Below are 25,429 nucleotides of genomic sequence, written 5' to 3' on the forward strand. Positions count from 1 at the left end.
CAGGGGCGCCCTTGCAACCGGCGCGCTGATCCGGCGTGAGTGTCGGACCCGTCTGCCACGGCTCCGGTCATGGAGACGACGCTGCAACTGACGATCGACCGCGCCGCCCCGCAGAGGCTGGTGGCGTTCTGGAGCGAGGCGCTGGGATACGTGCCCGAACCTCCGCCGGGCGGCCATGCCACGTGGCGGGAGTAGCCGTCGAGGACCCTTAGCCGACCAGACTTCCGGCCGTCCAGGAGCTCCAGGCGCCCAGGACCTCCCGCCGCCCAAGACCTCCCGCCGTCTAGAAGCTCCGGCCGCCCAGGACCTCCCGCCGTCTAGAAGCCGGCACCGGCCCCGGCCCCGCCCAACTCCAGTGCCTCCGCCAGCGCCCGGTATCCCGGCAGGGGGTCGGTGTCCGCGGGGTGGAGCAGCTGGAGCGCCACGTGGTCGGCGCCCGCCTTCTGGTGGGCGCGGACGCCCTCCGCCACCCGGGCCGCCTCGCCGTGCAGGATCAGCGCGTCGAAGAGGCGGTCGCTGCCGCCGTCCGCGAAGTCTGTGTCGTCGAAGCCGAGACGGCGGAGGTTGCCGAGGTAGTTGGTCAGGTTCAGGTAGAAGCCCAGGGTGGCGTCGCCGATGGTGCGAACCCGGACGGGGTCCGTCTCCAGGACCACCTTCTGCTCGGGGGCCAGGATCGGTCCGGCGCCGAGGATCTCGCGGGCCTCGCGGGTGTGGTCCGGGGTGACGAGGTACGGGTGCGCGGCCGCCGTACGGTCGCCGGCCAGACGCAGTACCCGGGGACCGAGGGCCGCCAGGGCGCGGCGCGCCACCGGGACACCGCCCTCGTCGAGGACGTCCAGGTAGTCGTTGAGGGCCTGGTACGGCCGTACGAACTGCTTGGTCGCCTCCGGATGGCCGGCGCCGACGCCCAGCAGGAAGCGGTCCGGGTGGCGCTCGGCGATCCGGCGGTACGAACGGGCCACCCGGTCGGCCGGGTTGGACCAGATGTTCACGATGCCGGTGGCGAGGACCAGGGTCTCGGTGGCGTCCAGCAGCCGCTCGACCACGGTCAGGTCCGGGTCGGTCACGTTGCCGAGCCACAGGGTGCCGTAGCCCAGGCGTTCCAGCGCGACGGCGAGCTCCGGCTCGGTGTCCGCGTGGCGCCATGCCCCGACGGCACCCAGGTCGATCTTGCGCGTCTCATCCACGATCTCGTCCATGTCTGCCACAACCGGGGCCCGACGACAGCTATTCCGATTGCCATCGAAATAACGGTCATCAGCTTTCGGTGATCACATCCCTGAACTCCCTTTGCGTACATGACCCTTGACGCATCCACGGCACCTTCCCTAGCTTCACGGAGAAAGCGCTTTCCGTCGCTACCTGTCCCGCACGTCCGGTCACACCTCCGAACCCGAACGGAGACGAACGATGCATGTGAGACCAGTCATCGCGTCCCTCGGCCTGCTCGCCGGCACCCTCGTCGCACTGTCCGGCACCTCCGCGCAGGCCGCGTCCACCGTGCTGTACGTGTCGCCGAGCGGCACCGACAGCGCGGCCGGCACCCAGTCGGCGCCGACCACGCTCACCTCGGCGATCAGCCGTATCGCCGCCGGCGGCACGATCTACCTGCGCGGCGGCGCGTACAACTACTCCTCCACCGTGACCGTCCCGGCCGGTTCCAACGGCAGCGCCGGCGCCCTCACCACCCTCTCCGCCTACCCGGGCGAGACACCGGTGCTCGACTTCTCGGCACAGAGCGAGAGTTCCTCCAACCGGGGCGTCCAGCTGTACGGCAACTACTGGCACCTGTACGGGCTCACCGTCCAGCACGCCGGTGACAACGGCATCTACGTCGGCGGCAGCGACAACGTCATCGAGCGTGCCGTGACCGCGTACAACCGCGACACCGGGCTGCAGCTCGGGCGGATCTCCTCCAGCACGCCGAGCAGCCAGTGGCCGGCCGACAACCTCGTCGTCAGCTCCGAGTCGCACGACAACGCCGACAGCGACGGGGAGGACGCGGACGGGTTCGCCAGCAAGCTGACCACCGGGACCGGGAACGTCTTCCGCTACGACGTCTCGCACCACAACATCGACGACGGCTGGGACCTCTACACGAAGACCGACACCGGGGCGATCGGCCCGGTCACCATCGAGTACTCGCTCTCCTACGGCAACGGCACGCTCAGCGACGGCAGTCAGAGCGGGGACGGCGACCGCAACGGCTACAAGCTCGGCGGCGACGACATCGCCGTCAACCACGTGGTGCAGCACGACATCGCCTACGGCAACGGGCACCACGGGTTCACCTACAACAGCAACCCGGGCACGATCACCGTCTCGAACAACGTCGGCATCGACAACGCCGAGCGCAACTTCTCCTTCGACAAGGGCACTTCGGTGTTCCGGACCGACACCTCGTGCCGGTTCGCGGTCGACGGCTCCAACGACAAGACCGTCGGCGACGCCGACAGCTCCGACCAGTTCTGGACGGGCACCAACGGCTCCCGGTGCGCCACCTACGCGGGCGCCCTCGGCTGGTCCTTCGCGTCGAACGGCAAGCTGAACGTCACCTTCGGCGGCAAGGTCGTATCACCCTGAGAGCGGTCGCCGTCCGGGCGTCCACAGCCTGTGGACGCCCGGACGGCGTTCAGGTCCTGACCGTGAGGTACAGCCGGCCGCCCCAGGTGCTCGCGTCGCTCGTGTCCGTCGCGCTGTGGACGTACTCCGAGCGCACCCGGAACTTCTGGCCCACCGCGTGGGTCAGGGTCAGCAGATGCGGATCAGGAGCCGCGGATCAGTCGGCCAGGACCGCGCCGAAGTAGGGGCGGTTGCCGAGGCCCAGCTGCTGGCCGGTGTGCAGGGTGGAGCCGGTGCCGGTGGGGCCGGTGGCGGTGCCGGGGAGGTAGTAGAGGCGGCCCATCTCGTCGGCCGTGGCGATCAGTTCGGCGCGTCCGTCGTGGTTGAAGTCACGCAGCAGGACGGAGGAGCCGAGCCATGCGTTGTCCTCCGTTCCGCCCGCGACGCCGGGGGTCCTGACGTCGTACTGGCGGGAGCCCTTGCCGGTGAGGCCGCCGGTGCCGCCGCGCAGGACGGTGACCGCGCCCTGGTAGGTGCCCTCGTCGTGGAACCACTCCATCGGGATGCCCACCGCGAGGTCCGGGTAGCCGTCGTTGTTCACGTCGGCCGCCGAGACGTCGGAGCCGAAGCCGTCGGGGAACTCGGCGGTGCCGGGGACGCCGGTGGTGTTCTGGGTGATGGTCCTGACCGTGGTGCTGGGTCCTGCCGAGGTGCCCTTGAGGATGTCGACGGCTCCGCCCTTGCCGGAGCGGGGCACGCCGATCGCGAGGTCGCCGTAGCCGTCCTTGTCGAAGTCGGCGACGGTCAGGGACGCGCCGACGATGTCTCCGGCCTGGGGCAGGCCGATCTTGCGGGGCGGGGTGGTGGGGCCGCCCGAGCGGCCGCGGTAGAACCAGACGCGGTTGGTCCTCTTGTCCACGTCGTAGCCGAGGACCGCGAAGTCGGCGATGCCGTCCTTGGTGACCTTGCCGGAGACGACGTGGTCCGGCTTGATGTCCTCTCCGTCGACCGGGTCCAGGTTGGTCGCCCTGCCGTGTCCGCCGGTCTTGGTGAACGGGCCGCGTTCGACGTAGACGTAGTCGTCGGTGACCGCCACGACGTCCTGCTTGCCGTCCCCGGTGAAGTCGCCGACCGCGACGTCCTTGGCGAAACCGCAGTCCTTGCAGCCCGGGCTCTTGAAGGACGTGCCGTTCGTGAGACCGGACTTGGAGCCCCACAGGATGGTGAAGGTGCCGCGGTAGGCGCCGTCGTCCTCGCCGGGGGCGGTGACGACGACGTCGCCGTAGCCGTCGTTGTTCATGTCCGCCGCGGTGACCTTCATACCGAAGAAGTCGTTCGTCTCGGCCGCGCCCGCGATGTACGGGGTGTTCTGGGTGATCACCGAGCGCTTGGCGAAGTCGGGGCCGTGGGCCGTGCCCCACACCACGACCACGGCTCCGGCCTGCTTCTTGCCGCCCACGGTGGCCGTGCTGTCGCCGAGGACGAGGTCGCGGTGGCCGTCGCCGTTGAAGTCGTCCGGGAACTTCGCGGTGGCCGCGGCCGCCGGCGCGGTGAGCGCCAGCGGCGTGAGCCCCGAGGCGAGCAGTGCGGCGGCGAGCAGAACGGTACGCGTGCGCAAGGGATCCCCCATGGATGAGTACGGATGGTGCCGGTGACACTGCGAAGACCGCACTGCGAAGACCCTTGGCAACACGCTTGGGTTGTACGGGAGTCCGGTGAACTCCGGGCCGGCCGGTGCCCTACCGCCGGGAGCCGGCGAAGCGGGCGAAGGTGTGGCTGAACTGCCAGGTGTCCTGGGCGGTTCCGGAGCAGGAGTTCGAGCCGCCGGTGCCGACGCAGCCGCCGTTGTCACGCTGGAGCGCCCAGAAGGAGAGGGTGTCGATGCCCCGGGCGGCGGCCCAGTGCTCGACCTCCACGGCGTTCTGGGTGGTGAAGGTCTCCGCGGGGCCGTAGTCGTCGATGCCGGGCATCTCGGTGACCCCGACCATGCCCCACAGCTCCTTGGAGCTCTTGTGCGGGTAGAGGGCGGCGAGTTGGGCGTGCAGGCCGTCGGCCGCGGTCCGGGTGTCGGTCGCCATGTCGTGGCTGGCGCCGTCGTAGTAGTCGAAGGTCATGACGTTGACGACATCCACGCGCGCGTGGTGGGCGACGGCGTTCTGGAGTACGGCCAGGCCGTTGGCCTCCAGGCCCTTGGTGGTGGTCGGCAGGGTGTAGGAGAACTGGAGCGGGTGGCCGGTGCGGTCGGCCCAGCGCTCGGCCTTGGCGATCGCCTGGTTACGGCGGTCGACCCCCGCGGTGTCGGCGAGGGAGTCGGCCTCGATGTCGAGGTCGATGCGGGAGATGCCGTACGTCGTGACGAGCTTCTCGTACACCCCGGCGATGGCGTCCACGTCGGTGCAGCTGTCGGCCAGTTCGGTGCCGGTGGTGTCGGCGCCGTAGCCGCCGAAGGAGGGGATGGCGTTGCCGCCGCGGGCCTGGAGGGTGGCGATGTCGGCGCCGAAGGTCGACCGGGAGATCGGCTGGGTCGCGTCGCCGTTCCAGTCGGCGGTGCAGGAGCCGGCGGCGGGCGTCTGGAGGAAGGCCAGGGTGAGGTACTTGTTGCCGGACTCGGCGGCGAGGGCGGCGGGGCTCTCGCCGGTCCAGGCCTCGAAGTAGGGCGCCGCGACCCGCGCGGGCATGGGCTTCGCGGCGTGCTGCGGGGAGGCGTGCGCGGCGCCTGATCCGAGGGCAACGAGCGCGGTGGACAGGGCGGTTGCGGTCAGGGCGGCCTGCAGGGCACGAGTGCGTCTCATGGACGCCCATATTTGGTTTAGACCAATTAACTGTCAAGGTTCCTTACAATCGGCGGCCCGACACCCCACGACCGACCGGCAGAGAAGGCCAGTTGGCGACCGGTGGCCGGATTTTTTCCATGCGGAGATTTGAACTGAACATAAGAGAGTCATTAATGTCTGGGACTCGTACTACCAGTTGATCGATCCACCGCTTGATCCACCGCTTGATCCGTCGCTTGATCCACCGCTCGACTCATCGCTCGGAAGGAGATCGCCCCCGTGGCGTTCCACCGTCGTCCCAAGCAGCCGAGCCGTGCTCGGGTCACCGTGCTCACCACCGCCGCCGCTGCCGCCGTGGTCCTCTCCTCGCAGGCCGCGAACGCCGCGCCGAGCGAGAAGCCCAGCAAGGACGAGGTCAGGTCCCGGGTCGACAAGCTGTACGAGGAGGCCGAGCAGGCCACCGAGAAGTTCAACGGGGCCAAGGAGAAGCAGGAGAAGCTGCAGAAGCAGATCTCCGGGCTGCAGGACTCGGTCGCGCGCGGCCAGGACGAGCTGAACGAACTGCGCGACGGCATCGGCTCCATGGCCACCGCCCAGTACCGCAGCGGCGGCCTCGACCCGTCCCTCCAGCTGTTCCTCTCCGCCGACCCGGACGACTACCTGGACAAGGCCTCCACCCTTGACCAGCTGAGCGGCCAGCAGGTCGAGACGCTGAAGAAGATCCAGGCCAAGCAGCGCGAACTGGCCCAGGAGCGGGCGGAGGCCACCGGCAAGCTCAAGGACCTGGCCGCCACCCGTACCGAACTCGGCACGAAGAAGAAGGAAGTCCAGGCCAAGCTGGCCGAGGCGCAGAAGCTGCTCAACAGCCTCACCGCGGCCGAGAAGGCCGCGCTCGCCGCCGAGCAGGACCGCGCCAGCCGCTCCGCCAGCGAGCGGGTGGACCTCGGCAACGACACCTCCGCCACCGGCCGGGCGGCGGCCGCGTTCGCCGCCGCCAAGACCAAGCTCGGCACGCCGTACGTCTACGGCGCCACCGGCCCGTCCTCCTTCGACTGCTCGGGCCTGACCTCCTGGGCCTACGCGCAGGCCGGGGTCTCCATCCCGCGCACCTCCGAGTCCCAGACGGGGATCGGCACCAGGATCTACTCGACGTCCGACCTCCAGGTCGGCGACCTGGTCTTCTTCTTCAACGACCTGCACCACGTGGGCCTGTATGCGGGCAACGGGCAGATCCTGCACGCCCCGCGCACCGGCACGGTCGTCCGCTACGAGTCGATGAGCACCATCGGCGGGCCGTTCATGTTCGGCGTCCGCGTCTGACCCGCTCGTAACGGGTCAACGGGTCAACGGGCCTCGGCCCGCGGGTCCTCCCTGGGCGGGCCGCCGGCCGGCACGCTCGCCACCGGGTGCCGTCGGTCGAGGCTGTCCGGGTGGGTATCTGCGGCGCGCCGGCCCCTGAAATCCTGTTCAGCCCTGCGTTTCGGGGCGGCCCTCCGTCGCCCAGTGGGTGTGGAACGCCCCTTCCCGGTCGACCCTGCCGTACGTGTGCGCGCCGAAGTAGTCGCGCTGGCCCTGGAGGAGTGCCGCCGGAAGACGCGGGGACCGCAGCGTGTCGTAGTGGGACAGGGCCGCCGAGAACGCGGGGACGGGGATGCCCCTCCGGGCCGCCGAGGCCACCGTCTCCCGCCACGGCACCTGCGCGTCGGCGATCTCCTTCGCGAACTCCCGCTCGGCCAGCAGGCTGACGAGGTCCGGGTCGGCCCGGTACGCCGCGCGGATCCGGTCCAGGAAGGACGCCCGGATGATGCAGCCGCCCCGCCAGATCCGGGCCACCGCGCCGAGGTCGATCTTCCAGCCGTACTCGGCGGCCGCGTCCTGGATCATCGTCCAGCCCTGGTCGTAGGCGATGATCTTCGAGGCGTACAGGGCGTGTTCGACGCGGGAGGCGAAGCGGTCGGCCTCGGTGGCGCTGAGCGGGGGCGTCGTGCCGCCGGGCAACCCGGCGTACGCGGACCGCAGTTCGGCGCGGCCGGACGCGGCGCGGGCGAAGGTCGCCTGGGCGATCGCGGTGACCGGCGAGGCGAGGTCCAGCGCGGTCTGGACGGTCCAGCGCCCGGTGCCCTTCTGCCCGGCCGCGTCGGCGACGACGTCGACGAACGGCGCACCGGTGGCGGCGTCGACGTGCCCGAGCACCTCCGCGGTGATCTCGATGAGGTAGGAGCCGAGCCGGCCGCCGTTCCACTGGCGGAAGACGTCCGCGATCTCGGCCGGGGTGTACCCGCCGACCTGGCGGAGCAGGTCGTACGCCTCGGCGATGAGCTGCATGTCGGCGTACTCGATGCCGTTGTGGACCATCTTCACGAAGTGCCCGGCGCCGTCCGCGCCGACGTGGGTGGCGCACGGCTCGCCGCCGACCTTCGCGCTGATGTCCTCGAACATCGGCCCGAGGACGGCGTACGACTCCGCGGAGCCGCCCGGCATGATCGACGGCCCGTTGAGCGCGCCCTCCTCGCCGCCTGAGACGCCGACGCCGACGAAGTGCAGGCCCTTCTCCCGCAGGGCGGCCTCGCGGCGGCGGGTGTCGGCGAAGTGGGCGTTGCCGCCGTCGATGACGATGTCACCGGGTTCGAGGAGCGGCACGAACTCGTCGATGACGGCGTCGGTGGCGGCACCGGCCTGCACCATGATCATGAGCCGCCGGGGGCGTTCGAGGGCGGCGACGAAGTCCGCGGCGGTCTCGGCGCCGACGAACGTGCCCTCGTGCCCGTACTCCTCGACCAGGGCGCGGGTGCGGGCGGGGGTGCGGTTGTGGACGGCGACCGGGTAGCCGTGCCGGGCGAAGTTCCGGGCCAGGTTGCGGCCCATCACTCCGAGGCCGGTCACGCCGATGGCTGCGGATGCGTGCACGGGGGACTCCGATCTGCGGACGAACGCTGTCCCCGCAAGTACGGGCGGACAAGGGCCGGGTGTTCAGTCACCGGCCATGGTGAAGACGATCCGCCGGCCGGGCTCGACCGGCGCGGTCCAGGCCTCCTCGACCTGGGACAGCGGTACCGGCAGGGCTTCGGCGGTGATGGTGCCCCGGGTGAGTTCGGTCATCAGGGAGGGCAGTTCGGCGACGATCCCGCGAGCCGTGACGGAACCCTGGCCACTGCCCATGAGCCGCAGGTTGGCGGCGCGCAGCACGGCGGACGGCAGGGTGATCTCCGGTCCGGCCAGGGAGCCGATCTGGATCCAGTCCAGCGGGGCGCTGCGGTCGGTGCGTCGGGTCAGCACGGCCGGGATGGCCCGCTCGGTGGGGGCGCCCCAGGTGTAGTCGATGACGACGTCGACGTCCGCGGCGGCCTCGCCGAGCCGGGCGAAGTCCTTGTCCGGGTCCCCGGCCAGCGAGACCACGTCCGTGGCGCCGAGGCCGGCGAGCAGCTCCAGGCGGAGCGGGTCGCGGCCGGCGGCGACGATCCGGTCGGCGCCGAGGTGCCGGGCGACCTGTACGGCCATCCGGCCGGCGTTGCCGGTGGCGCCGAGGATCAGGACGCTCTGTCCGGGCTGGAAGGTGATCCGGCGGCGCAGCGCCACCCAGGAGGACATGGCGGGGTTCATGGCGGCGGCGACGGTCACCGGGTCGGCGTCGTCGGGGAGCGCGACGGATCGGCGCGGGTCGACGAGGGACCGCTCGGCCATGGTGCCCGGGCCCTCGTCGTCGGCGACGAAGTAGACGAGGCGCCCGTCGGGCTGCCGGCCCACCCCGTCGATGCCGGGGATCAGGGGGAGCCGGCCGTCGCTGGTGTAGTGCGTGCCGTCGGCACCGGAGCGGACCCGGAGGTGCAGGCCGGCGGCGACCATCTCCACCAGCAGCTTGTCCCCGTCGGGCACGGGGGCGGCGAACTCCTCGAAGCGGGGGGCGCGGTCGAACGAGCGGACCACAGCAGCGTGCATGATGACTCCTCCGTCGCAGGTCAGGCCCGCTGTGGGTCTTCACCGCAGAGTTAGTACGTGACACCAATTAAATTAGTTCGCACCACGTACCAAGTCAAGTAGTTGGCGGCGCGTACCAATCCTCGTAGGATGGCGATCATGGCGAACGAACCGGAGGACGTGGCGGACCTGGGGATCGTGGACAGCCTCGCCCAGCTGTCGTTCCTGGTGCAGGCCGCGCTCGGGAAGGTCGCGGCGGAGCACGGTCTGTCGGTCGCCCAGCTGCGGCTGCTCGGCGTGCTGCGCGACCGCACGCCCGGCATGCAGGAACTCGCCCATCACCTGGGCCTGGACAAGTCGAGCATGACCGGCCTGGTCGACCGCGCCGAACGCCGGGACCTGGTCCGCCGCTCCCCCTCGCCGCACGACCGGCGCAGCCTCCTGGTGTCGATCACCCCCGAGGGACAGGACCTGGTCCGGCGCTGCGAGCCCGAGGTCGAGCGGCAGATCCAGGACCTCACCGCACACCTCACCGACGCCCAGCGCGGCCGGCTCTCCCTGCTCGCGAGCGCCCTGGTCAGCCCCCACACCCCGATCTGACCGCCGGATCCGAACGGGCGAAGGTCACGGCACCCGGCGTGTGAGGCCGCCCCGGGGCCGCACGGTGGCACCGCTGCCGTGGCCGCGACGGCACGGGGTGCTCGTCCCGCCGTAACCGGGCCGGGGCGTCGGCGGCCGGGGTCCTCGCACAGCAGTCCAAGATGCCCACAACGGGCAACTCGCCCTTCCGGAACGGCCAGACTGCACCCCATGGCACGTCTGAGGTTCCTCCTGGTCGCCGCGCTGGCCGCCCTGTTCCTCCTCCCCGTCTCCCGCCCGGAGACCGCACGGCCCACCGCCCCCGGCCCCTTCGGGGCGTACGTCGGCTACGGCGCCGACGGCGTGCGCCGGGTGAGCGCGCTCGGCAGCTGGCTGGGGCACGAGGAACCCCGGGTCGGACACACCTACCTCCCCGGTGACGTGTGGCGGAACATCGAGGGCGCCCCCGACTTCGTCCGGCTGTGGGCGAACTGGCGGCGGGCCGAGCCGGACCGGCTCCTCGTGCTCAACGTGCCGATGCTGGAGGGGACGGAGGCCCATCTGCCCGACGCCGAGGTGCGCCGGCAGCTCCGGTTCGGGGCGCAGGGGCGGTACGACGGACACTTCGGGGCGCTGGCCCGGCGACTGGTGTCGGTCGGCGCGCCGGACACCGTCGTGGTGCTCGGCTGGGAGATGAACGGGGTGACGTACACCCACCGCTGCGGACCGGACCCGGCCGCCTGGAAGGCGTACTGGGTGCGGATCGTCACGGCGATGCGGTCGGTGCCCGGCCAGCGGTTCCGGTTCGACTTCACGCCCAACCGGGGGCGGGACGCGGTGCCCTGGACCCGGTGCTATCCGGGGGACCGGTTCGTGGACATCATCGGCATGGACGCCTACGACTCCCCGCGGGGGCTGTCCTTCGCGGAACAGGTCACCGAGCCGTACGGGCTGCGGGCGCAGGTCGCGTTCGCCCGCGCCCACGGCAAGCCCGTCTCCTATCCCGAGTGGGGGCTCTACGAGAACGGCGACGACCCGGCCTACATAAAGGGCATGGTGAAGTGGTTCGCGGACAACCGCCCGCTGTACCAGACCATCACCGACTACTGCCCGCACGGGGTGTGGAGGTGCCGGGGCAACCCCAGATCCACGGCCGTCTACCGGTCCCTGATGAGGAAATAGGGGCCTTCAGCTCTCCGGGCTCAGCCGGCCCATCCTCGATCGGAGACGGGCGAAGAGCCAGAGGAGCAGGCCGGCGAAGAACAGGCCCCCGACCAGGTCGAGCACGGCGTCCAGCAGCTTCCCGGCGGCGAACCCGGAACCGGAGACGAGCGCGTAGACGAGGAGGAACAGCGTGCCCAGGAACTTCAGCACCATGTTGCTCACGACCATGAGGGCCGTATGCCCCAGCGGGACATCGCGCCAGCTCCTGCGCGCGCGGCGCCGCTCCCCTGCGTCCTTTTCGGCCATGGCCGGATTATGGCATCACCATTTTGTCAGGATGAGTTCGCGCTCGACGGGCCGAAGAACTCTATTTCGGCGATGGCCACCTGGGTGGCCCCCGAGGCCTGGTACGACGACTCGATCGTGAAGCGGACCGAGATGACGTTCTTCGCGCGGAAGTCCCGGGTCTGACCGCCGGCCGTCTGGTCGAGGGTGATCTCCCTGGTCTCCGTCCTGCCGTCCGACGTCTTGATGGTCGCCTTCATCCGGTGCGGCAGGGCCGACTTCTTCAGCTGGTCGAAGCGTTTCGACTCACCGGAGGAGATGACGACGTTCAGCAGGCGCGTCGGTTCGTCGAAGCGCGCCTCGATCCACTCACCCACGCCGCCCTGGACCACGCCGGGGCCCCACCAGGTGTTGTTCAGCTTGTCGAAGACGAGGTCCGGCTTGTGACCGGCGTACGAGCGGGACGCGCTGACCCGGTCCGGGGAGACCTGGGCGCGCTTGGCGAAGTGGTCGCGGGTGGCGCTCACCGCGTTCGGGATGTTGAACGCCAGGACCGTGACGAGCGCGATGACGACGGCCGCGCCGAGCCAGGTCAGCACGCGGTCGAAGGTACGGCGCAGGCGGGGGCGGTCGCCGGCCCAGGGGGTCTCCCGGTTGCGGAAGTCGAAGATGCGGCGCCACCAGGGGCGGGGGGCCGAAGGCGCGGTGTGGCCGTGGCCGGCCATGGGCATGGCACAGCGGGTGCAGAAGTGGCGGTCGGGGCGGTTGGGGGTGGCGCACCAGGGACAGGGGGTACCGCCGTGGGCGCCGAGGTCCTCGCCGGGGGCGCGCACGGACTGGGGGCGTTGGGGGGTGGGGCGGCCGGGGAGGACGGGGGTGACGGAAGCGGGGGCCGGGGCCGGGGGGTTGGGGTCCGTCACGGGGATGAGGAGGCGGCGGGCCCGGTCGTGGTCGTCTTCGGCGGTCGTGTTCCCGCGCCCACCGACCGTGCGGCTCTCGTTGTCGGGTGCGGTTGGCGCCTGTGAGGGCAGGGCGCCATCGGCGACTTGCGGGTTGGCGGTGGGGATGGGGGTGGTTTCGGCCGTGGGCGCGGTCTCGCTCAGTGCGGGCTGAGCGCGCTCACGCGGCGGTAGCCGCACATCCGATTCAGCCCCGCGCCCCTGAAGGGGCGCTGCCGTCGCCGTTCCTTGCAGGTCCCGCTGGGGGGAGGCCAAGCCCGTTCCGCCGTCTCTGCGGGTGAAGGCGTCCCAGCCCGGGGCGGCCGGAGCCGGGGCCGGAGTCGGAGCCGGGGCCGGAGTCGGTGCCGGCGCCGGTGCCGGTGCCGGCTCGGGGGTGGGGGCCTGCTGGCGGGCCTCTCCCCCGGTCACCGCCCAGCTCAGTACCGAACCGCAGGCGTCGCAGAAGGACTGGCCCGGTTCGGCGACCGTGCCGCACTCCGTGCAGTTCCGGTTGGTCGTCATCGCTGCGGGGTCCTTTCGGCGGACGAAGAAGAAGCGGTCACCTGGACCGTGTAGGGCATGTGAGCGGGGCGGGCGGCCGCCACGAGGTGTTCCAGGCGGACCTCGTCGGCCGGGGTGGGGGAGGGCAGCGCGAGGTGGACGTGCAGGCGGGGGCGGGCTTCGCCCGGGAAGGGGCCCAGCGGGCGGGCGTTCCAGTCGGCGCCGCCGCTCTCCGTGATCTCCGGCGTCACGCCGAAGGCCAGCCGGACCGCCTCGGACAGGCCGAGGCGGGTGCCCCGGATGCGGTGCAGGTAGGCGGCTGCCGCCACGGCCGCACGGAGCAGGGGGGCCGGTTCGGTGCCGTCGGTCTCCGCGCCGACCCAGGTGCCCAGCCATTCCGCGAAGTCCAGCGGGGCCAGGGCCGGGTCGAAGTAACTGGGCAGGCAGTCGAGGACGTTCGGGATCGGGGCGATCATGTCGTCCAGGCCGGCGACGAAGCGCAGCGCCAGGTCGTCGTCGGCGAAGACCGCCGGGAGCATCGCGCCGATCGGGACGGAGGAGCCGAGGCCGTCGATGGACCCTCTCAACGGACGCCTCCTGTCGAGCCGTTGACGGTCATTCGCCGATCACCCGGACCCGGTGGTCGTAGGAGAAGACCAGGGACGGGGCGTCCAGGTCGATGCGGTCGGTCGGGTCGCCGCGCTTTCCGGTGAGCGGGTCGGCGGGGTGCAGCACGACCTCGTCGACGAGCTCGACGCCGGGGACGCGCTGGAGCACCGCGAAGACCTCGCCCGACTGCACCGGGCGCCCGAACGGCCAGCCCTTGCCGTCCGCGCCGCCGGTCAGCGGGTCCAGGTGCCGGTAGAGGGCGTCGTGGGCCTGGCGGCGGACCCGGTCGACGTCCACGCCACGGAAGGCGTGGACGGTGGCGACGACCGTGACGCCCTGGTAGAAGGGCGGTCCGACCGCCAACCGGGTGCCGATCAGCCGGCGTTCGTCCAGGTAACGGGTGATGCGGTCCAACAGGGCGTCACCGGGGACGAGTTGCTCGAAGCGCAGGCGGCCGCCGGGGTCCGGAACCGCCTGCGGCACCACCAGCACCCGTACCGCGTACGACCCGTGTTCGCCCTCCTCGCCCTCCAGGCAGGTGATGCGGGCCGTCTCGGGGGCGGCGCGGCGGGCCAGCTCCTCGTAGTCGCGCAGGGTCACCGCACGCTCCTGGGCGCGGAGCGTGATCGGCGCGCGGACCTTCGCCTCGGCGACCGTCTCGCCGTCCACTCCGCCGCGCGCGGCCTCCCGGTTGACGACCTCCGCGACGTACGGGATGGAGGAGCGCAGGATCTGTACGGCCCCCCGGGCCACGTTGCCGTCCCGGCCGCCGCCCGTGCGGTAGCGGCGGGCCCGGACGACCGCGCCCTTCGGGGCCACCGTGCCGTACTGGCGCAGCGAGCCGTCCGGTTCGCGGACCGCCGGACCGAAGGCGATCTCGCCGGTCGTCGCGTCGAGGGTGAGGTGCCGGTCGTACGGTCCCGAGGCCGCGAAGTGCGGGACGACCTGCCAGTCCACCCAGCCGCCCTCGCCGTCGTGCTCGGCGGTCTGCAGGAGCAGCGGCGGGGTGTCCCCGACGACGGGGGCGTGGGCGAGCCGCAGGCGCTGGCCGGGCAGGCCCGTCGACTCGCCGAGCGCCTCGTCCTCCACGGTCTCCGCGTGCACGGCGCCGGTCGTGCCGCCCACGGTGCAGGCCTCGACGAACCGGACCGTCGGGGAGGTGGTGTAGAAGGGCTGGTCGGCGCGCGGCTCGGTGACCCGGCAGCGCAGCCAGCTCGCCTCCAGGCCGCCGTTGCGGGACAGGACGTGGCCGCCGGGGACGTGCAGCACGACCTCGCCGGGGCGGTTGAGGCCACCCGTGCCGTCCCGGTCGACCTCGCACTCCCGCCAGCCGTCCTCCGTCCACGCCTCCCACACCAGCGGGGGCTGGCGCGGGTCCACGCCGACACCGTCGACCCGGCTGTCCAGGTCGAGGGCGACCGCGCAGTGCGGGACGGCGGCGGAGAGGCCGAGCAGCATGCAGTCACCGGGGTTCGGGGACTCGGTGAAGCACAACAGGTCCTTGCCCTCGGCGAGCTCGTGGGTGAGGTCGACGACGGCCGAACCCTGCTGCTGCCGCAGCAGGTGCCGCAACTCGCTCGGCACGATGGTCAGTTCGCGCTCGGTGGCGAAGACCACCGCCTCCTGCGTCTCGGTACGGCGGGTCGCCACCTCCGTGCCGACCGGCACCGGAACCGGTTCCTCCTGGGCCGCCGACAGCCAGAACGTCACGTCCGTACGGGCGGCGGACGGCGGGAACAGCGTGATGCCGACCAGGTCCAGGAAGGCGAGATGGTTCTTCTCCGGGACCCGGTTGAGGCGGTACACGATCTGGTCGGCCATGTGCGCGACCGTCTCCACCAGCGTGATGCCGGGGTCGGAGACGTTGTGGTCGGTCCACTCCGGGGCGCGCTGCTGGATGTAACGCTTGGCGTCGTCGACGAACTGCTGGAAACGGCGGTCGTCGAGGTTCGGGGAGGGCAGGGCCATCGGGATCAGCGGTCGCTTTCGGAGGAGTCCGAGGAGGCGGGAGGCAGGTCCGGCTCGTCGTGGGAGGGGATGACGTAGAAGGGGAACACCAGGCTGCGCGGGTTGTTGGTGCCACGGATCGAGTAACGGACGTCGATCATCAGCACGCTCGGGTCGGCGCCGGTGGTCACCTCGACGTCCTCGACCTCGATCCGGGGCTCCCAGCGGTCGAGGCTGGCGTGCACCTCGTGCTGGATACGGCCGGCGGTCTGCTCGTTGACGGGGGCGAAGACGAGGTCGTGGATGGCGCAGCCGAACTCCGGCCGCATCGGGCGTTCGCCCGGGGCCGTGGAGAGGATGAGGCGAATCGCCTCCTCCACCTCCTTCTCGCCACTGACCAGGGCGATGCCCCCGGTGGGGCCGATCCGCAACGGGAACGACCAGCCGGAGCCGACGAACTGCTCTGCCATCAGCCCCGCACCCGCCCCTCCGGCAAGACCTCGCGCCCGCTCATGCCGGGATCACCATCACCGTCAGTCCGCCCATCATCAGGTTGCCCAGGACCGGCACCTCCGGGGCCTGGATCGCCACGGTGGCGAGGGAGCTGATGGCGACGGCGGCGTTGCCGCGCAGCGACAGCGCGGCGTTCGCCATCAGGTTCACGGCGGCGGCGTTCACGGAGACCGCGCCCGCGGGAGCCTTGATGTCGACGAGTTCCGCGCTCTGGAGGGACAGCGGCCCCCCGCTCCTGATGCTGAGCGCGCCGCCCGCCTTCAGGGACAGGTTGGCACCCGCCTCGACCGACACCGACCTGCTGCCCTTGATGGAGACGCTGCCCTTGCTGTCCACGGTGATCTCGGTCTGCTGCCGGTCCAGGAAGACGGTGAGCTTGTCGTCGCCGCTGGCCAGCCGGACACCCTGTTTACGGCCCCGCTGGTCGAGCAGGTCCATGCGGTTGCCGACCCGGTCGGAGACGGTGTGCCGGGTGGCCCGGCCGCGCATGCCGTCGTGCAGCGGTACGTCCTTGACCCTGGTCGGCTTGTCCTTGCCGTTGTAGAGGCCGCCGACGACGTACGCGTGGTCGAGGGCGCCCCGGTCGAAGGCGACGAGCACCTCGTCACCGACGTCCATCGGGAAGACCCCGCCGCCGCGCACCCCGCCCCACTGCACGGTCCGGGTCCAGTCGCTGACGTAGGTGTCGTCCAGCCACGGGAACTTGAGCTTCACCCGCCCCTGCTGCAGCGGATCCTGTACGTCGGTGACCAGGGCCTGCGCCACACTGAGCTGCCGGTCGGCACCCGCGTCCGAGGCACCGCCCGAGGCCACGCCGTAGAGCGACCGCCACTGACGGCCACTGACCGTCACCCAGGTCTCGTAGTGCTTGGCGTCGCCGAAGACATGCCGTACCGAGGTGACCGTGTACTTCCCCTCGAAGGGGTCCCCGACGTCCGCGAGCGCCACCGGAACCCCCGGCCGCAGCTTCGGATTGCCCCGCACGACCACCTCCACCTCGGCGAACGTCGAGGTGACGTCGTCGGAGAGGGCGTCGGCCGCGAACTTCACCTCGGACTGCTTGTCGTACGGCGTACGCGTCTCGACCAGCTTCGACGTCTTGAACTCGCCGGCCGCCGCGCCCGGGGTGGTGCCGATGCTGTAGCCGGTATTACTCGCGGGCGTGACGGTCGCCGTGAGCGTCTTCTTCGTGCGCACGTCCCAGCCGCGTGACTCGACCTTGTTCACCTGGTCGGAGGCGGTGACCGCGGTGCGCAGCCGCAGGATGTCGTGCCCGGCCTCCAGCACGAACGGGCTCTTGTCGCCGTCGGTCTGCGGCGACGGCGCCCCCGAGGCGCTCTTCTGCTTCACGAACTGGAACTTGCCGTCCGCGTCCACCGACATGACCATCTCGTTCTCGTCGGCGAGCCGGGCCAGGAAGTCCCAGTCGCTGACGTTCGACTGGCTGATGAACTCGTAGACGGTCTTGGTGGCCTGGATCCGCCCGACCGGCACGCCGTCCTGCGCGGCCAGCTTGCGGGCGATGTCGGAGGCGGTCTGGTTGCGGTAGGCGACCACGCGGCGCTGCCGCATCAGCCGGAACCCGTAGTCGTAGCCCCGGACCACCGCGTAGCTGCCGGTGCCGTCGTACTCGGCCTCCAGCCCCGTGACCTCACCGGTGAGCAGCGGGTCGCCGGTGCCCTGCCCGTCGGAGACCGGCGTGATCACCACCGGGGTGCCGAACTGGACGCCCAGCTTGCCCAGCAGCTTGCGGGACGGGTCGCGGAAGGTCAGCTGGAAGGCGGCCGGCACCCCGACGCCCTGGTCCACGTGGGCGTCGACGAGATACCGCCCGTACTCCGAGGTCGCGGTCAGCTCCTTGCCGCCGATGACGACCTTGATGACGTTCGAGAAAGCGTGCTTCACCATCAGGACCGCACCTCCTCGGCGGCCGGCAACACCAGTTCCGTCCCCGCGGGCAGCCACCCCGGGTCGTCGATCCCGTTGGCGTCCGCGATCGCCCGCCAGGCGGCCGCGTTGCCGTACTCCCGCCAGGCCAGCGACTGCAACGAGTCCCCGGCCACCACCCGGTGCACGCGCTGCGCGGTGAGCGCGCCGGACGTCGGGTTCTGTCCCTCGGTCTTGCTCGGGATCTCGTGCAGCTGAAGCCGGCAGCTGGCCCGGATCGGCATCCCGCTGGTCCCGAACAGGGAGTAGGAGACGTCGACGGAGGCGACGTACGCCGTGAAGTGGGCGGTCGAGAACGAACCCCACTGGAACACCACCCAGGGTGGCGACGGCTGCTTGGCGGCGATGCTCTTGCTGGTGACCTCGCAGCAGGCCAGCAGCGACTCCACCTTCTTCATGACGTCGTTGCTGTCCGGGTCGTCGGACCGGTCCAGGAAGATCTCCACGCTCATCTCGCGCGGGTGGGTGCCGAGGAACTCCGGCAGCGCGCCGTCGCGTTCGATCGGCGCCGCCGACGACTTCCAGTCCGCCCGGCGGGCGATCGACAGCTCCGCCGGGTTGAACTCGAAGCCGAACGTCTTGATGATGCCGCCCGGGCTGGTGCTGGTGCCCACGGGCGGTTCATGTATCGCGAGGGTGGCCCGCACGAGGCTCTTGCCGGCGCCCCGGCTGCTCCTGGCCATGATCTGATCTGCCTCTCAGTACGCTCTGCTCGCTCTGCCCGCGCTGTTCGCTCGGTTCGCTCGGTTCGCGCTGTCCGTTCGGTTCGCTCTGTCCGCTCGGTTCGCTCAGTCGGTGAAGCCGTGATGGGCGATCTCCAGGACCTCCGTGGCCACGGACGGATTGCCCGCGTCCAGGGAGGGCCCCTGCCAGCTCACCGGCAGCACGTCCAGCAGCCCCCAGCGGGCCACCTCCGAACCGTCCGCGCGCAGCGCCGTGATCTGCCCGGTGGGCCGTTCGATCCCCGTCTGCACGGACGAGATCCACTTCGCGACCTTCGAGGTGTCCGGGGTGAGCGGACGGGTCAGCCGGATGTGGGAGAAGGTGACACGGGTCGGCAGCTGCCACACGAACCCGTTGTTGCCGCCCTCCTGCCGCTGCTCGATCTCCACCTGCGACGACAGCCCCTCGCACCCGTTGAAGTAACCGAGGTCCTCGCCGTCGATGGAGAGGCTGAACCAGACTGTGGTTCCCGGGTCCTGGCGATCCATCGGGGGCCTTTCTGTGGGGTGGGTGCGCGGTCGTCGTGGTCAGGAGCGGAAGTCGCGGAGCTTTCCCACGCGTTCGCGGTCGCGGCGGAGTTCGGTGCGGACGTGGCGGGTGACCCGGTCGATGATCCGGTGGACGAGGGCGTCCACCTGGAACTCGGTGAGGGCGCGGGGGTCGAAACCGCCCTCCTGGACCGCCGAGTATCCGGGGGGCGACCCGCCGGAGGACGAACCGGAACCAGAGCCGGAACCGGAGCCGGAGCCGGAGCCCGAGCCCGAGCCCGAGCCCGAGCCCGAGGATGTGCCAGACCCGGAGGATGTGCCGGAGTACGAGGGTGGCGGTTCGCTGGGAGGCGGCGGCTTCCGCTCGGCCCGGGCGCTGGTGACCGGCGTCTCCTTCACGGTGGTCGTGGGGAGCGCGTCGCGCTGGACGGTGGGGCGGTTCAGGGGTGCCACGGGGAGGGGGGCGGTGGCGGAGATCGGGGTGGTGGCGCGCAGGGGTACGGGGTGAGCGGGCGCGGTGGTGGTCGTGCTCGGCTTGACGGGCAGGGCGGCGGCGGGGGTTGCCGCTCGCTGCACGAAAGGGGGCCGGGGCGCCGATGCCGGTCCGGTGGGGGACGGGGTGGCGCTCGCGGGCAGGGGTGACTGCGACCGGCTCCGGCCGGACGCCGGGGGGCCGCCGAGACCGGGAGTGGCGGGAGCGGCGGCACGCTGGACGAAGGGAGGAAACGGCGAAGGGCCGGTCGCGGCGGGGGCGGGCGGAGCCGGTGGAGGCGGCGTCGCCGGGGCGGCGAGGGCCGGCCGGGCGGGTTCGACCGTCGGCGTCGGCAGGTCCGCTGCGGCGGCCGACGGTCCCTGCCGGGGTGCTTCGGGCGCCGGGCCGGAGCCGATGGCCGGACGGAACGCCGGACCGCTCGACGCCTGCCGCCGCTGCACGGACGGCACAGCCGCCGCCCCGCGCCCGGCACGCCTCGCCGGAGCCGCGCTCGCGGCCGGGCCGGTCATGGGGGCACCGAGACCGAGGCGGGGAGCGCCGGGGGTGGTGGCCACGGCGCGCTGTACGGATGCCGAAGCGGAAGCCGAAGCGGAAGCGGGCTTCGGCGCCGATGCCGACACGGGCCGGGCCGTCGTGGCCGGGCCGGTGGCCGGGGCATCTGCCCGCTCACGCGGACGCGGCGGTGTCTGTGCGTCGGGGGAGGAGGGGACCGAGGACCTCTCCGTCGTCCGCCGACGCTGCACAGCCGCCTCGCCCGCCTTGGCCGCCTCACCCGCCTTGCCGCCGTCTGTCGGAGAGGCTCCGGCGGTACCCGTGAGGGGGGCGCCGAGGCCAGGGCGAGGGGAGCCAGGAGCCGGCGCCGAGGGCCGGGACGCTGTCGAAGTACCGTCCGGAGCGGCCCTGTCGGGCTCATGCGCGGGCATCGGCACGGCAGCGGGTGGGGCGTCGGTGGCGGCCGCGCTCTCCGTGACCCGCCGCTGCACGGGCGCCTCGCTGCCACCGCTCGCGGCCGGGGAGACCGACGCTCGCCCACTCCGCGGCGCGGCAGGGGGCACGGTTCCGGCGGTGGGCGAATCAGTGGCCACCGCTTCGGGGGTGGTTCCGGTCATGGGGCGCGGGGCCGAACTCTCCGCCGTACGGCCGCCTTCCGGGGCGGGGGTGTGCGGGGCGGCCGAGCCCGTGGCCGTACGGCGCTGAACGGGAGGCGTCGCGGGGCTGCCACCCGGGGCACCGCTCACCGTCCGACGCTGCACCGGGGTCTGCGTCCCGGCGCCGGACATGCCGGAAGCCCCGCCGCGGTCCGGGGAGACGACTGACGGCGCGGGCGACGGGGACACCGGGGGTGCCGGTGTCGTACGTCCCGTGGCCCTGGGAGACACGGGAGCCGCTGCCGTACCACGGCCACCTGACGCGGACCGCGGTACGACGGCGGGTGCCGGTGCCGGTCCGGACGGAGCGCCCCCGGGGGCATGCGAGGCGGTATCGGGGGAGGTACGGCCGCCATCGCGCGGAGGCGACGACCAACCGCCGCTCACCGGCACCGGATCACCCGCGTCGAGAACTCGCTGTACGCCCCCGCCCAGCGCCGCCGTTTCGCCCCCGGCTCGGTCACCCTCACCCGACACCGGCACCGCGCTCTCGCTCGCCGGCGTCCTCGGCGCCGACGGCAACGTCCGCCGCTGCACGGCCGTCACCGACGTGCCCACCGGCGCATGCGTCAGCGCGCTGCGGCGCGGCGGGACGGGAGGTGCGGCCGTGACCCGCGGACCGGTGGCCGGAGCCGGAGCGACCGGAGCCGACTGCGGCGCCCATGCCACCGGCACGGCCGTCGGCACGAGGGCCACCGAGGGCACCGCCCGTCGCCGGTCCCCAGAGGCCCTCTGGACGGAGGAGCCCGAGGAAAGCGACGGGGTCGAGGACACCGCGGGGGCCGACGCGACCGGGGAGCCCGACGCGACCGGGGAAGCGGAGGGGGTCGAGGAAGAGGAGGGAGTCGAGGATGCCGACGGGGTCGAGGACGCCGACGAGATCGGCGGGGTCGACGGGATCGACGCAGCCGAGGAAGCCGATGGGGTGGACGCGGACGAAGAAGCCGACGATGTGGACGAGGCCGCGGAGACCGACGGAGTCGCGGAGGTCGAAGGGGTCGAGGACATCGACGGAGTGGACGAGGACGAGGAGACCGACGGAGTCGAGGACATCGGCGAAGTAGACGAGGGCGACGAGGTCGAAGGGGTCGAGGACATCGACGGAGTGGACGGGGTCGAGGACGCCGACGGGGTCGCCGGCACCGGCGCACTCCCCCCGCTCCGTACCGCTCCCGCTCCCGTTCCTGCCCCCGCCGTCCGCGCGGCCGCACCACCACCGCGCCGCCCCGCCGACCACACCCGCTGCACCACCGGCACGCGCTGCACCGCCGGCCCAGCCGAACCCACCGATCCAGCGGACCCAGCCGACCCAGCCGACCCGATAGACCCAGCCGACCTCACGGAACCAGCCGCACCCGCAACCCCAGCCGAACCCACACCGGAACCCGCAGCCCCAGCCGAACCCCTAGCCCCAGCCGAACGCGTACCCCCACCCGCACCCGCAGGCGATCCCGCAGCCGAGGCCGACCCAGCACTCCCGGCCGGCCCACCACCCGCACCCGCACCCGCAGGCGACCGCGCAGCCGAGGCCGACCCACCACTCCCGACCGGCCCGCCACCCGCGGTCGGCCCGCCCCCGCCCGTCCGCGCTGAAGATCCTGCTCGTATCGCCCGCAGTGGCACCACCGGAACCGCCGAGGGCCGGCCGGCGGCCGAACCCGTCAGGCCCGCCGTTCCCGTCAGGCCGGCCGAGTCGGCCGGACCCGACAACGGCAGCCGCTGCACCGGGCGTTCCATGCCGGACACGGCCCCCGTGCCCGTTGTCCCGGTGCGGCCGCCGCCGGTCAGGCCCGCGCTCGACTCGCCGTCCAGGACCGCGTGCGAGCGCATGCCCATGAAGGACGGGTTCTGCCAGGTCGGCAGCCGGCCGCCGAACCCGGAGTCCGCGACCGGCCCGGCCGCCGTCCCCAGCGCACGCTGGATCGGCGGCAGCCCGGACCAGGCCTCCGCCACCACGGGCCGCGGCGCCTCGACAGGACGCGGCGCCTCCACGGCGGCCTCGGCCCCGGCGTCAGCAGGCCCGCGCCCCCGTATCCGATCCCACAAACCCACCGCTCAGCCCTCCGCCCCTGCGGAGGCCGCCCGGGTCACCAGGGACGCGATCTCCGCCGTGTAGCGGCGGCGGTCGGCGTGCTCCAGGTCCAGGATGTCCTCCAGGCTCCAGTGGAAGTGGTAGGCGACGTACGCGATCTCCTCGTGCAGCCGGTCGGTCGCGTACGTCACGATTCCCCCAGGCGGCTCCCGCCGAGTTCCACCTCGAAGGGCTCCGAGCAGTGCGGGCAGTTGACCGCGGCCCGGGTGTGGCCCTCCGCGTTGATCTGGCGGTAGAAGTCCTGCAAAAACGCCAGGTCGGAGGCGAACATGTTCTCCACGATCCCGTCGTGGACGAAGGAGAGCGTGCCGAGCCGGGTGATGACCCGGCCGAGCAGCACCACCGACAGGAACGCGGGGTTCTCCTGGACGCGCACGTCCCGCAGCGGGATCAGCTCGTCCCGCGCCGTGGACAGGCGCATCACGCCGTCGCGGTGGACGGTGCCGTGCTCGTCGACGTACCCGCGGGGCAGCTGGAACGGGAACTCCGTGCGCAGCACCTCGACGGGTGTCTCCGGTTGCTGAGGGGCCTGGGGCGCCGGCTCCTCCGGTGCGAGCGGCGCGCCCACTGCCCCGGCCCTGACAGCCGAACGCCTCATTACTCGATGACCAGTTCTTCGAACGTGATGGTCACCGTCTCGGTCAGCGCGGCCGCCTCGCCCGCCTTGACCGTGCTGGTGTCGATCTTGCTGCACCAGGCGTTGCGCAGGTTGTACCGCTTCACCGGGTTGTTCTCGAAGTCCATCATGATGATGGAGGCGTTCTTGCGGGCCGTGGCCATCTGGCCGTTGATCGACTCGTTGATCCACTGGGTGAACGACGAGGACTGGGTCATACCGCGTACGACCGTGCAGGTGCCGTTCTTCTTCACGCCCGGCAGGTTGCGGACGTGGTTCTTCCCGTCCGGCGTGTTCTGCTGGTAGGTGATGACGTCCTGCTCCATCGTCATGCCACTGACCTCGGCGAGGTACTCGACCATCACGCCGTCGATCTGCAGGCCGAAATTGTGTGATGTAAGGGCGTCACCCGGCTGGAGACTCATGTGTTACTGCCCGTTCTTCTCAAGATGCCTGGAAAACAAGGGGGTTGGGACCCGAGGGTCCGCTACTCCTGGAGCTCGCCGCTGCCGCTGGAGAACTGGGCCAGCCGGAAGATCACGAACTCGGCGGGCTTGACCGGCGCGATGCCGATCTCGCAGATCACGCGGCCGACGTCGACCGACTCCGGCGGGTTGGTCTCCTCGTCACACTTGACGTAGTACGCCTCCTCGGGCCGCTGCCCGAACAGGGCGCCGCTGCGCCACTCGTTGACCAGGAACGCGGAGATGTTGCGCCGGATACGGGCCCAGAGGTTGTGGTCGTTGGGCTCGAAGACCACCCACTGGGTGCCGATCAGGATCGACTCCTCCAGGTAGTTGAAGTACCGGCGGATGTTGAGGTAGCGCCAGGCCGGGTCCGAGGACAGGGTGCGGGCGCCCCAGATGCGGATGCCCCGGCCCGGGAAGGCGCGGATGCAGTTGACGCCGATCGGGTTCAGCAGGTCCTGCTCACCACGGGTGATCTGGAGTTCCAGGTCGACCGCGCCGCGGATCACCTCGTTCGCGGGGGCCTTGTGGACACCGCGCTCGGCGTCGTTGCGGGCCCAGACACCGGCCACGTGGCCGGACGGCGGGATCAGCCGGGACTGGCCGGAGGCCGGGTCGAAGGTCTTGATCCAGGGGTAGTACAGGGCCGCGTACTTGGAGTCGTAGCCGGCCGTCTCCTGGCGCCAGACCCGGATCTGGCGGGCGTTGAGGCTCGGCGGCGGGTCGATGACCGCGACCCGGTCGCCCATCAGCTCGCAGTGCGCGATCAGGCCGAGCTGGACGGCCTTGACGGCCTCCAGGTCGATCGCGCCGCGCTGGTAGGCGGCCATCAGGTCGGGCACGGCCACCATGGACACCTCGTCGACGGCCTCCAGGCCGCCGAAGCCGGTGCGGTCGGCCGAGTCGCCGAGGTAGGTGGCGGGGCCGGGGTGAGAACCGGCGTCCGCGACGGGGGACGCGGACGCCGGGGCGGGGGTCGGGGCCACGAGGGCCACCGTCTGGTTCTCCGGACGGGCCAGCTGCGCGGCGGGCGCGGCCTCGGTCACGGTGATGAGCTTGGAGCGCTCCTTGACCTGCGTGACGACGTAGTTGCGGCCGCCCTTCTTCGCGGTCACGTCGAAGGTCTCGACGGCCTTGCCGCCGTCCTTGACGACCAGCTTGAAGCGTTCGGCGGGGCCTTCGCCCTCCGGGTCGGCGACCTCGACGCTCAGGTCACCCGAGGCCACCGCGCTCACGGTGAAGGTGCCGAGCTGCTTGGCCTCGCCGGGCGGCAGCGCGGCCGGCGCGGCCGAACTCCCGACGGCGGCGGGCGCGTCGACGGCGCCGTCGGCGCCTTCCCGGGTGCCGCCGACACGGACGACGTAGGCCGCCGTGCCGCCGTTGTTGAAGAAGCCGTAGACGGAGTGCGCGAGGTAGTACCCGTCGGTGAACTCACCGAAGGACGCGACGTACTGCGTCCAGTTGGTCACCAGCGTCGGCTCGTTCAGCGGACCGGTCGGGGCCAGGCCCACGAAGGCCGCCACCGACGTGCCCACCCCCTCGATGGGGCGCGAGCCGCTGGCCACCTCCTCGACGTAGACGCCGGGCGACAGGTAGGACGGCATGCTCTGCTCTCCTCGGGGTACGAGACAGGAACATTCCCACCCTCACGCGCGAAGCGCGCATCCC

General features: G+C 71.8%; 23 protein-coding genes and 2 pseudogenes. 6 read left to right on the forward strand and 19 right to left on the reverse strand.

Annotated features, from left to right (window positions below; translation table 11 throughout):
* Positions 1-69 precede the first annotated feature (69 nt).
* Positions 70-189 (forward strand): annotated as a pseudogene (locus ABZ642_RS10510) (VOC family protein); the annotation flags it as partial.
* Positions 190-317: 128 nt separating this feature from the next.
* Here ABZ642_RS10510 and ABZ642_RS10515 read toward each other — a convergent pair.
* Positions 318-1,187, reverse strand: coding sequence for an LLM class F420-dependent oxidoreductase (locus tag ABZ642_RS10515; RefSeq protein WP_360480364.1), 870 nt, complete (start codon positions 1,185-1,187; stop codon positions 318-320).
* A 223-nt stretch (positions 1,188-1,410) separates the two neighbouring features.
* On the opposite strand from ABZ642_RS10515, the gene ABZ642_RS10520 reads away from it, so the two are divergent.
* Entirely contained in the window at positions 1,411-2,583 is a 1,173-nt protein-coding gene (locus ABZ642_RS10520) for a right-handed parallel beta-helix repeat-containing protein (protein WP_360480366.1), read from the forward strand.
* Between the two features lie 196 nt (positions 2,584-2,779).
* On the opposite strand, the gene ABZ642_RS10525 is transcribed toward ABZ642_RS10520, so the two are convergent.
* Entirely contained in the window at positions 2,780-4,180 is a 1,401-nt protein-coding gene (locus ABZ642_RS10525) for an FG-GAP-like repeat-containing protein (RefSeq protein WP_360480369.1), read from the reverse strand.
* A 139-nt stretch (positions 4,181-4,319) separates the two neighbouring features.
* Positions 4,320-5,354 (reverse strand): annotated as a pseudogene (locus tag ABZ642_RS10530) (chitinase); the annotation flags it as partial.
* 261 nt (positions 5,355-5,615) lie between these two features.
* Here ABZ642_RS10530 and ABZ642_RS10535 point away from each other — a divergent pair.
* Positions 5,616-6,656 (forward strand): NlpC/P60 family protein, encoded by a 1,041-nt coding sequence (locus ABZ642_RS10535; RefSeq protein ID WP_360480372.1) that lies wholly within the window; start codon positions 5,616-5,618, stop codon positions 6,654-6,656.
* A 147-nt stretch (positions 6,657-6,803) separates the two neighbouring features.
* Here ABZ642_RS10535 and gndA read toward each other — a convergent pair whose 3' ends face one another.
* The gene (gndA, locus tag ABZ642_RS10540; protein WP_360480375.1) at positions 6,804-8,243 is read right to left on the reverse strand and encodes an NADP-dependent phosphogluconate dehydrogenase; all 1,440 of its coding nucleotides are present in this window, start codon (positions 8,241-8,243) and stop codon (positions 6,804-6,806) included.
* 63 nt (positions 8,244-8,306) lie between these two features.
* Positions 8,307-9,272 (reverse strand): zinc-binding alcohol dehydrogenase family protein, encoded by a 966-nt coding sequence (locus ABZ642_RS10545; protein WP_360480378.1) that lies wholly within the window; start codon positions 9,270-9,272, stop codon positions 8,307-8,309.
* 138 nt (positions 9,273-9,410) lie between these two features.
* Between ABZ642_RS10545 and ABZ642_RS10550 the strand changes: the two genes are divergently transcribed.
* A complete protein-coding gene (locus tag ABZ642_RS10550) occupies positions 9,411-9,851 on the forward strand; it encodes a MarR family transcriptional regulator (RefSeq protein WP_360480381.1) in 441 nt (146 codons plus the stop codon).
* A 210-nt stretch (positions 9,852-10,061) separates the two neighbouring features.
* On the forward strand, positions 10,062-11,012 hold the full coding sequence (locus ABZ642_RS10555) for a glycosyl hydrolase (RefSeq protein ID WP_360480384.1): 951 nt from the start codon (positions 10,062-10,064) through the stop codon (positions 11,010-11,012).
* Between the two features lie 6 nt (positions 11,013-11,018).
* Here the strand turns inward: ABZ642_RS10555 and ABZ642_RS10560 are convergent, their stop codons facing one another.
* From ABZ642_RS10560 to ABZ642_RS10600, 9 genes are all read right to left on the reverse strand, one after another.
* Complete coding sequence (locus tag ABZ642_RS10560; RefSeq protein WP_360480387.1) at positions 11,019-11,300, reverse strand: hypothetical protein; 282 nt, start codon at positions 11,298-11,300, stop codon at positions 11,019-11,021.
* A gap of 26 nt (positions 11,301-11,326) precedes the next feature.
* Entirely contained in the window at positions 11,327-12,739 is a 1,413-nt protein-coding gene (locus ABZ642_RS10565) for a zinc ribbon domain-containing protein (protein ID WP_360480390.1), read from the reverse strand.
* Entirely contained in the window at positions 12,736-13,305 is a 570-nt protein-coding gene (locus ABZ642_RS10570; RefSeq protein WP_360480393.1) for a phage tail protein, read from the reverse strand. The genes ABZ642_RS10565 and ABZ642_RS10570 overlap by 4 nt, the downstream gene beginning before the upstream one ends.
* Before the next feature lie 28 nt (positions 13,306-13,333).
* Complete coding sequence (locus tag ABZ642_RS10575; protein ID WP_360480396.1) at positions 13,334-15,295, reverse strand: putative baseplate assembly protein; 1,962 nt, start codon at positions 15,293-15,295, stop codon at positions 13,334-13,336.
* Positions 15,296-15,300: 5 nt separating this feature from the next.
* On the reverse strand, positions 15,301-15,744 hold the full coding sequence (locus ABZ642_RS10580; RefSeq protein WP_360480399.1) for a GPW/gp25 family protein: 444 nt from the start codon (positions 15,742-15,744) through the stop codon (positions 15,301-15,303).
* A gap of 40 nt (positions 15,745-15,784) precedes the next feature.
* On the reverse strand, positions 15,785-17,695 hold the full coding sequence (locus ABZ642_RS10585) for a VgrG-related protein (protein ID WP_360480406.1): 1,911 nt from the start codon (positions 17,693-17,695) through the stop codon (positions 15,785-15,787).
* Positions 17,695-18,417 (reverse strand): LysM peptidoglycan-binding domain-containing protein, encoded by a 723-nt coding sequence (locus ABZ642_RS10590; RefSeq protein ID WP_360480409.1) that lies wholly within the window; start codon positions 18,415-18,417, stop codon positions 17,695-17,697. Before ABZ642_RS10590 ends, ABZ642_RS10585 begins: the two co-directional genes overlap by 1 nt.
* A 105-nt stretch (positions 18,418-18,522) precedes the next feature.
* On the reverse strand, positions 18,523-18,945 hold the full coding sequence (locus ABZ642_RS10595; RefSeq protein WP_093500599.1) for a phage tail protein: 423 nt from the start codon (positions 18,943-18,945) through the stop codon (positions 18,523-18,525).
* A gap of 39 nt (positions 18,946-18,984) precedes the next feature.
* Positions 18,985-19,521: a hypothetical protein gene (locus tag ABZ642_RS10600; RefSeq protein WP_360480413.1), complete on the reverse strand. Its 537-nt coding sequence runs from the start codon at positions 19,519-19,521 to the stop codon at positions 18,985-18,987.
* A gap of 982 nt (positions 19,522-20,503) precedes the next feature.
* Here ABZ642_RS10600 and ABZ642_RS10605 point away from each other — a divergent pair.
* Positions 20,504-20,635, forward strand: a complete 132-nt coding sequence (locus ABZ642_RS10605; RefSeq protein ID WP_360480416.1) for a hypothetical protein — start codon at positions 20,504-20,506, stop codon at positions 20,633-20,635.
* Positions 20,636-21,052: 417 nt separating this feature from the next.
* On the opposite strand, the gene ABZ642_RS10610 is transcribed toward ABZ642_RS10605, so the two are convergent.
* The 5 genes from ABZ642_RS10610 to ABZ642_RS10630 all read right to left on the reverse strand — a co-directional run bounded on the left by ABZ642_RS10610 (position 21,053) and on the right by ABZ642_RS10630 (position 25,365).
* Positions 21,053-21,823 carry a hypothetical protein gene (locus ABZ642_RS10610; protein ID WP_360480419.1) on the reverse strand — a complete coding sequence of 257 codons (771 nt, stop codon included), beginning with the start codon at positions 21,821-21,823 and terminating at the stop codon, positions 21,053-21,055.
* A gap of 818 nt (positions 21,824-22,641) precedes the next feature.
* Positions 22,642-22,809: a DUF6760 family protein gene (locus tag ABZ642_RS10615; RefSeq protein ID WP_351316879.1), complete on the reverse strand. Its 168-nt coding sequence runs from the start codon at positions 22,807-22,809 to the stop codon at positions 22,642-22,644.
* Positions 22,806-23,276: a hypothetical protein gene (locus ABZ642_RS10620; RefSeq protein ID WP_360480422.1), complete on the reverse strand. Its 471-nt coding sequence runs from the start codon at positions 23,274-23,276 to the stop codon at positions 22,806-22,808. The genes ABZ642_RS10615 and ABZ642_RS10620 overlap by 4 nt, the downstream gene beginning before the upstream one ends.
* Positions 23,276-23,719 carry a phage tail protein gene (locus tag ABZ642_RS10625; protein ID WP_189262970.1) on the reverse strand — a complete coding sequence of 148 codons (444 nt, stop codon included), beginning with the start codon at positions 23,717-23,719 and terminating at the stop codon, positions 23,276-23,278. Before ABZ642_RS10625 ends, ABZ642_RS10620 begins: the two co-directional genes overlap by 1 nt.
* Before the next feature lie 62 nt (positions 23,720-23,781).
* Positions 23,782-25,365 carry a phage tail sheath subtilisin-like domain-containing protein gene (locus ABZ642_RS10630; RefSeq protein ID WP_360480425.1) on the reverse strand — a complete coding sequence of 528 codons (1,584 nt, stop codon included), beginning with the start codon at positions 25,363-25,365 and terminating at the stop codon, positions 23,782-23,784.
* Positions 25,366-25,429: the final 64 nt, after the last annotated feature.

It is taken from the genome of Streptomyces sp. NPDC007157 (assembly GCF_040634235.1).
GTDB lineage: Bacteria > Actinomycetota > Actinomycetes > Streptomycetales > Streptomycetaceae > Streptomyces.

Excerpts from the sequence above, each read along its gene's own strand:
- ABZ642_RS10625 (WP_189262970.1), bottom strand. The coding sequence starts at position 23,719 with ATGAGTCTCCAGCCGGGTGACGCCCTTACATCACACAATTTCGGCCTG.
- ABZ642_RS10595 (WP_093500599.1), bottom strand. The coding sequence starts at position 18,945 with ATGGATCGCCAGGACCCGGGAACCACAGTCTGGTTCAGCCTCTCCATC.
- ABZ642_RS10575 (WP_360480396.1), bottom strand. The coding sequence starts at position 15,295 with ATGGCCCTGCCCTCCCCGAACCTCGACGACCGCCGTTTCCAGCAGTTC.
- ABZ642_RS10545 (WP_360480378.1), bottom strand. The coding sequence starts at position 9,272 with ATGCACGCTGCTGTGGTCCGCTCGTTCGACCGCGCCCCCCGCTTCGAG.
- ABZ642_RS10555 (WP_360480384.1), top strand. The coding sequence starts at position 10,062 with ATGGCACGTCTGAGGTTCCTCCTGGTCGCCGCGCTGGCCGCCCTGTTC.
- ABZ642_RS10560 (WP_360480387.1), bottom strand. The coding sequence starts at position 11,300 with ATGGCCGAAAAGGACGCAGGGGAGCGGCGCCGCGCGCGCAGGAGCTGG.
- ABZ642_RS10585 (WP_360480406.1), bottom strand. The coding sequence starts at position 17,695 with ATGGTGAAGCACGCTTTCTCGAACGTCATCAAGGTCGTCATCGGCGGC.
- ABZ642_RS10580 (WP_360480399.1), bottom strand. The coding sequence starts at position 15,744 with ATGGCAGAGCAGTTCGTCGGCTCCGGCTGGTCGTTCCCGTTGCGGATC.
- ABZ642_RS10550 (WP_360480381.1), top strand. The coding sequence starts at position 9,411 with ATGGCGAACGAACCGGAGGACGTGGCGGACCTGGGGATCGTGGACAGC.
- ABZ642_RS10620 (WP_360480422.1), bottom strand. The coding sequence starts at position 23,276 with ATGAGGCGTTCGGCTGTCAGGGCCGGGGCAGTGGGCGCGCCGCTCGCA.
- ABZ642_RS10590 (WP_360480409.1), bottom strand. The coding sequence starts at position 18,417 with ATGGCCAGGAGCAGCCGGGGCGCCGGCAAGAGCCTCGTGCGGGCCACC.
- ABZ642_RS10565 (WP_360480390.1), bottom strand. The coding sequence starts at position 12,739 with ATGACGACCAACCGGAACTGCACGGAGTGCGGCACGGTCGCCGAACCG.
- ABZ642_RS10520 (WP_360480366.1), top strand. The coding sequence starts at position 1,411 with ATGCATGTGAGACCAGTCATCGCGTCCCTCGGCCTGCTCGCCGGCACC.
- ABZ642_RS10630 (WP_360480425.1), bottom strand. The coding sequence starts at position 25,365 with ATGCCGTCCTACCTGTCGCCCGGCGTCTACGTCGAGGAGGTGGCCAGC.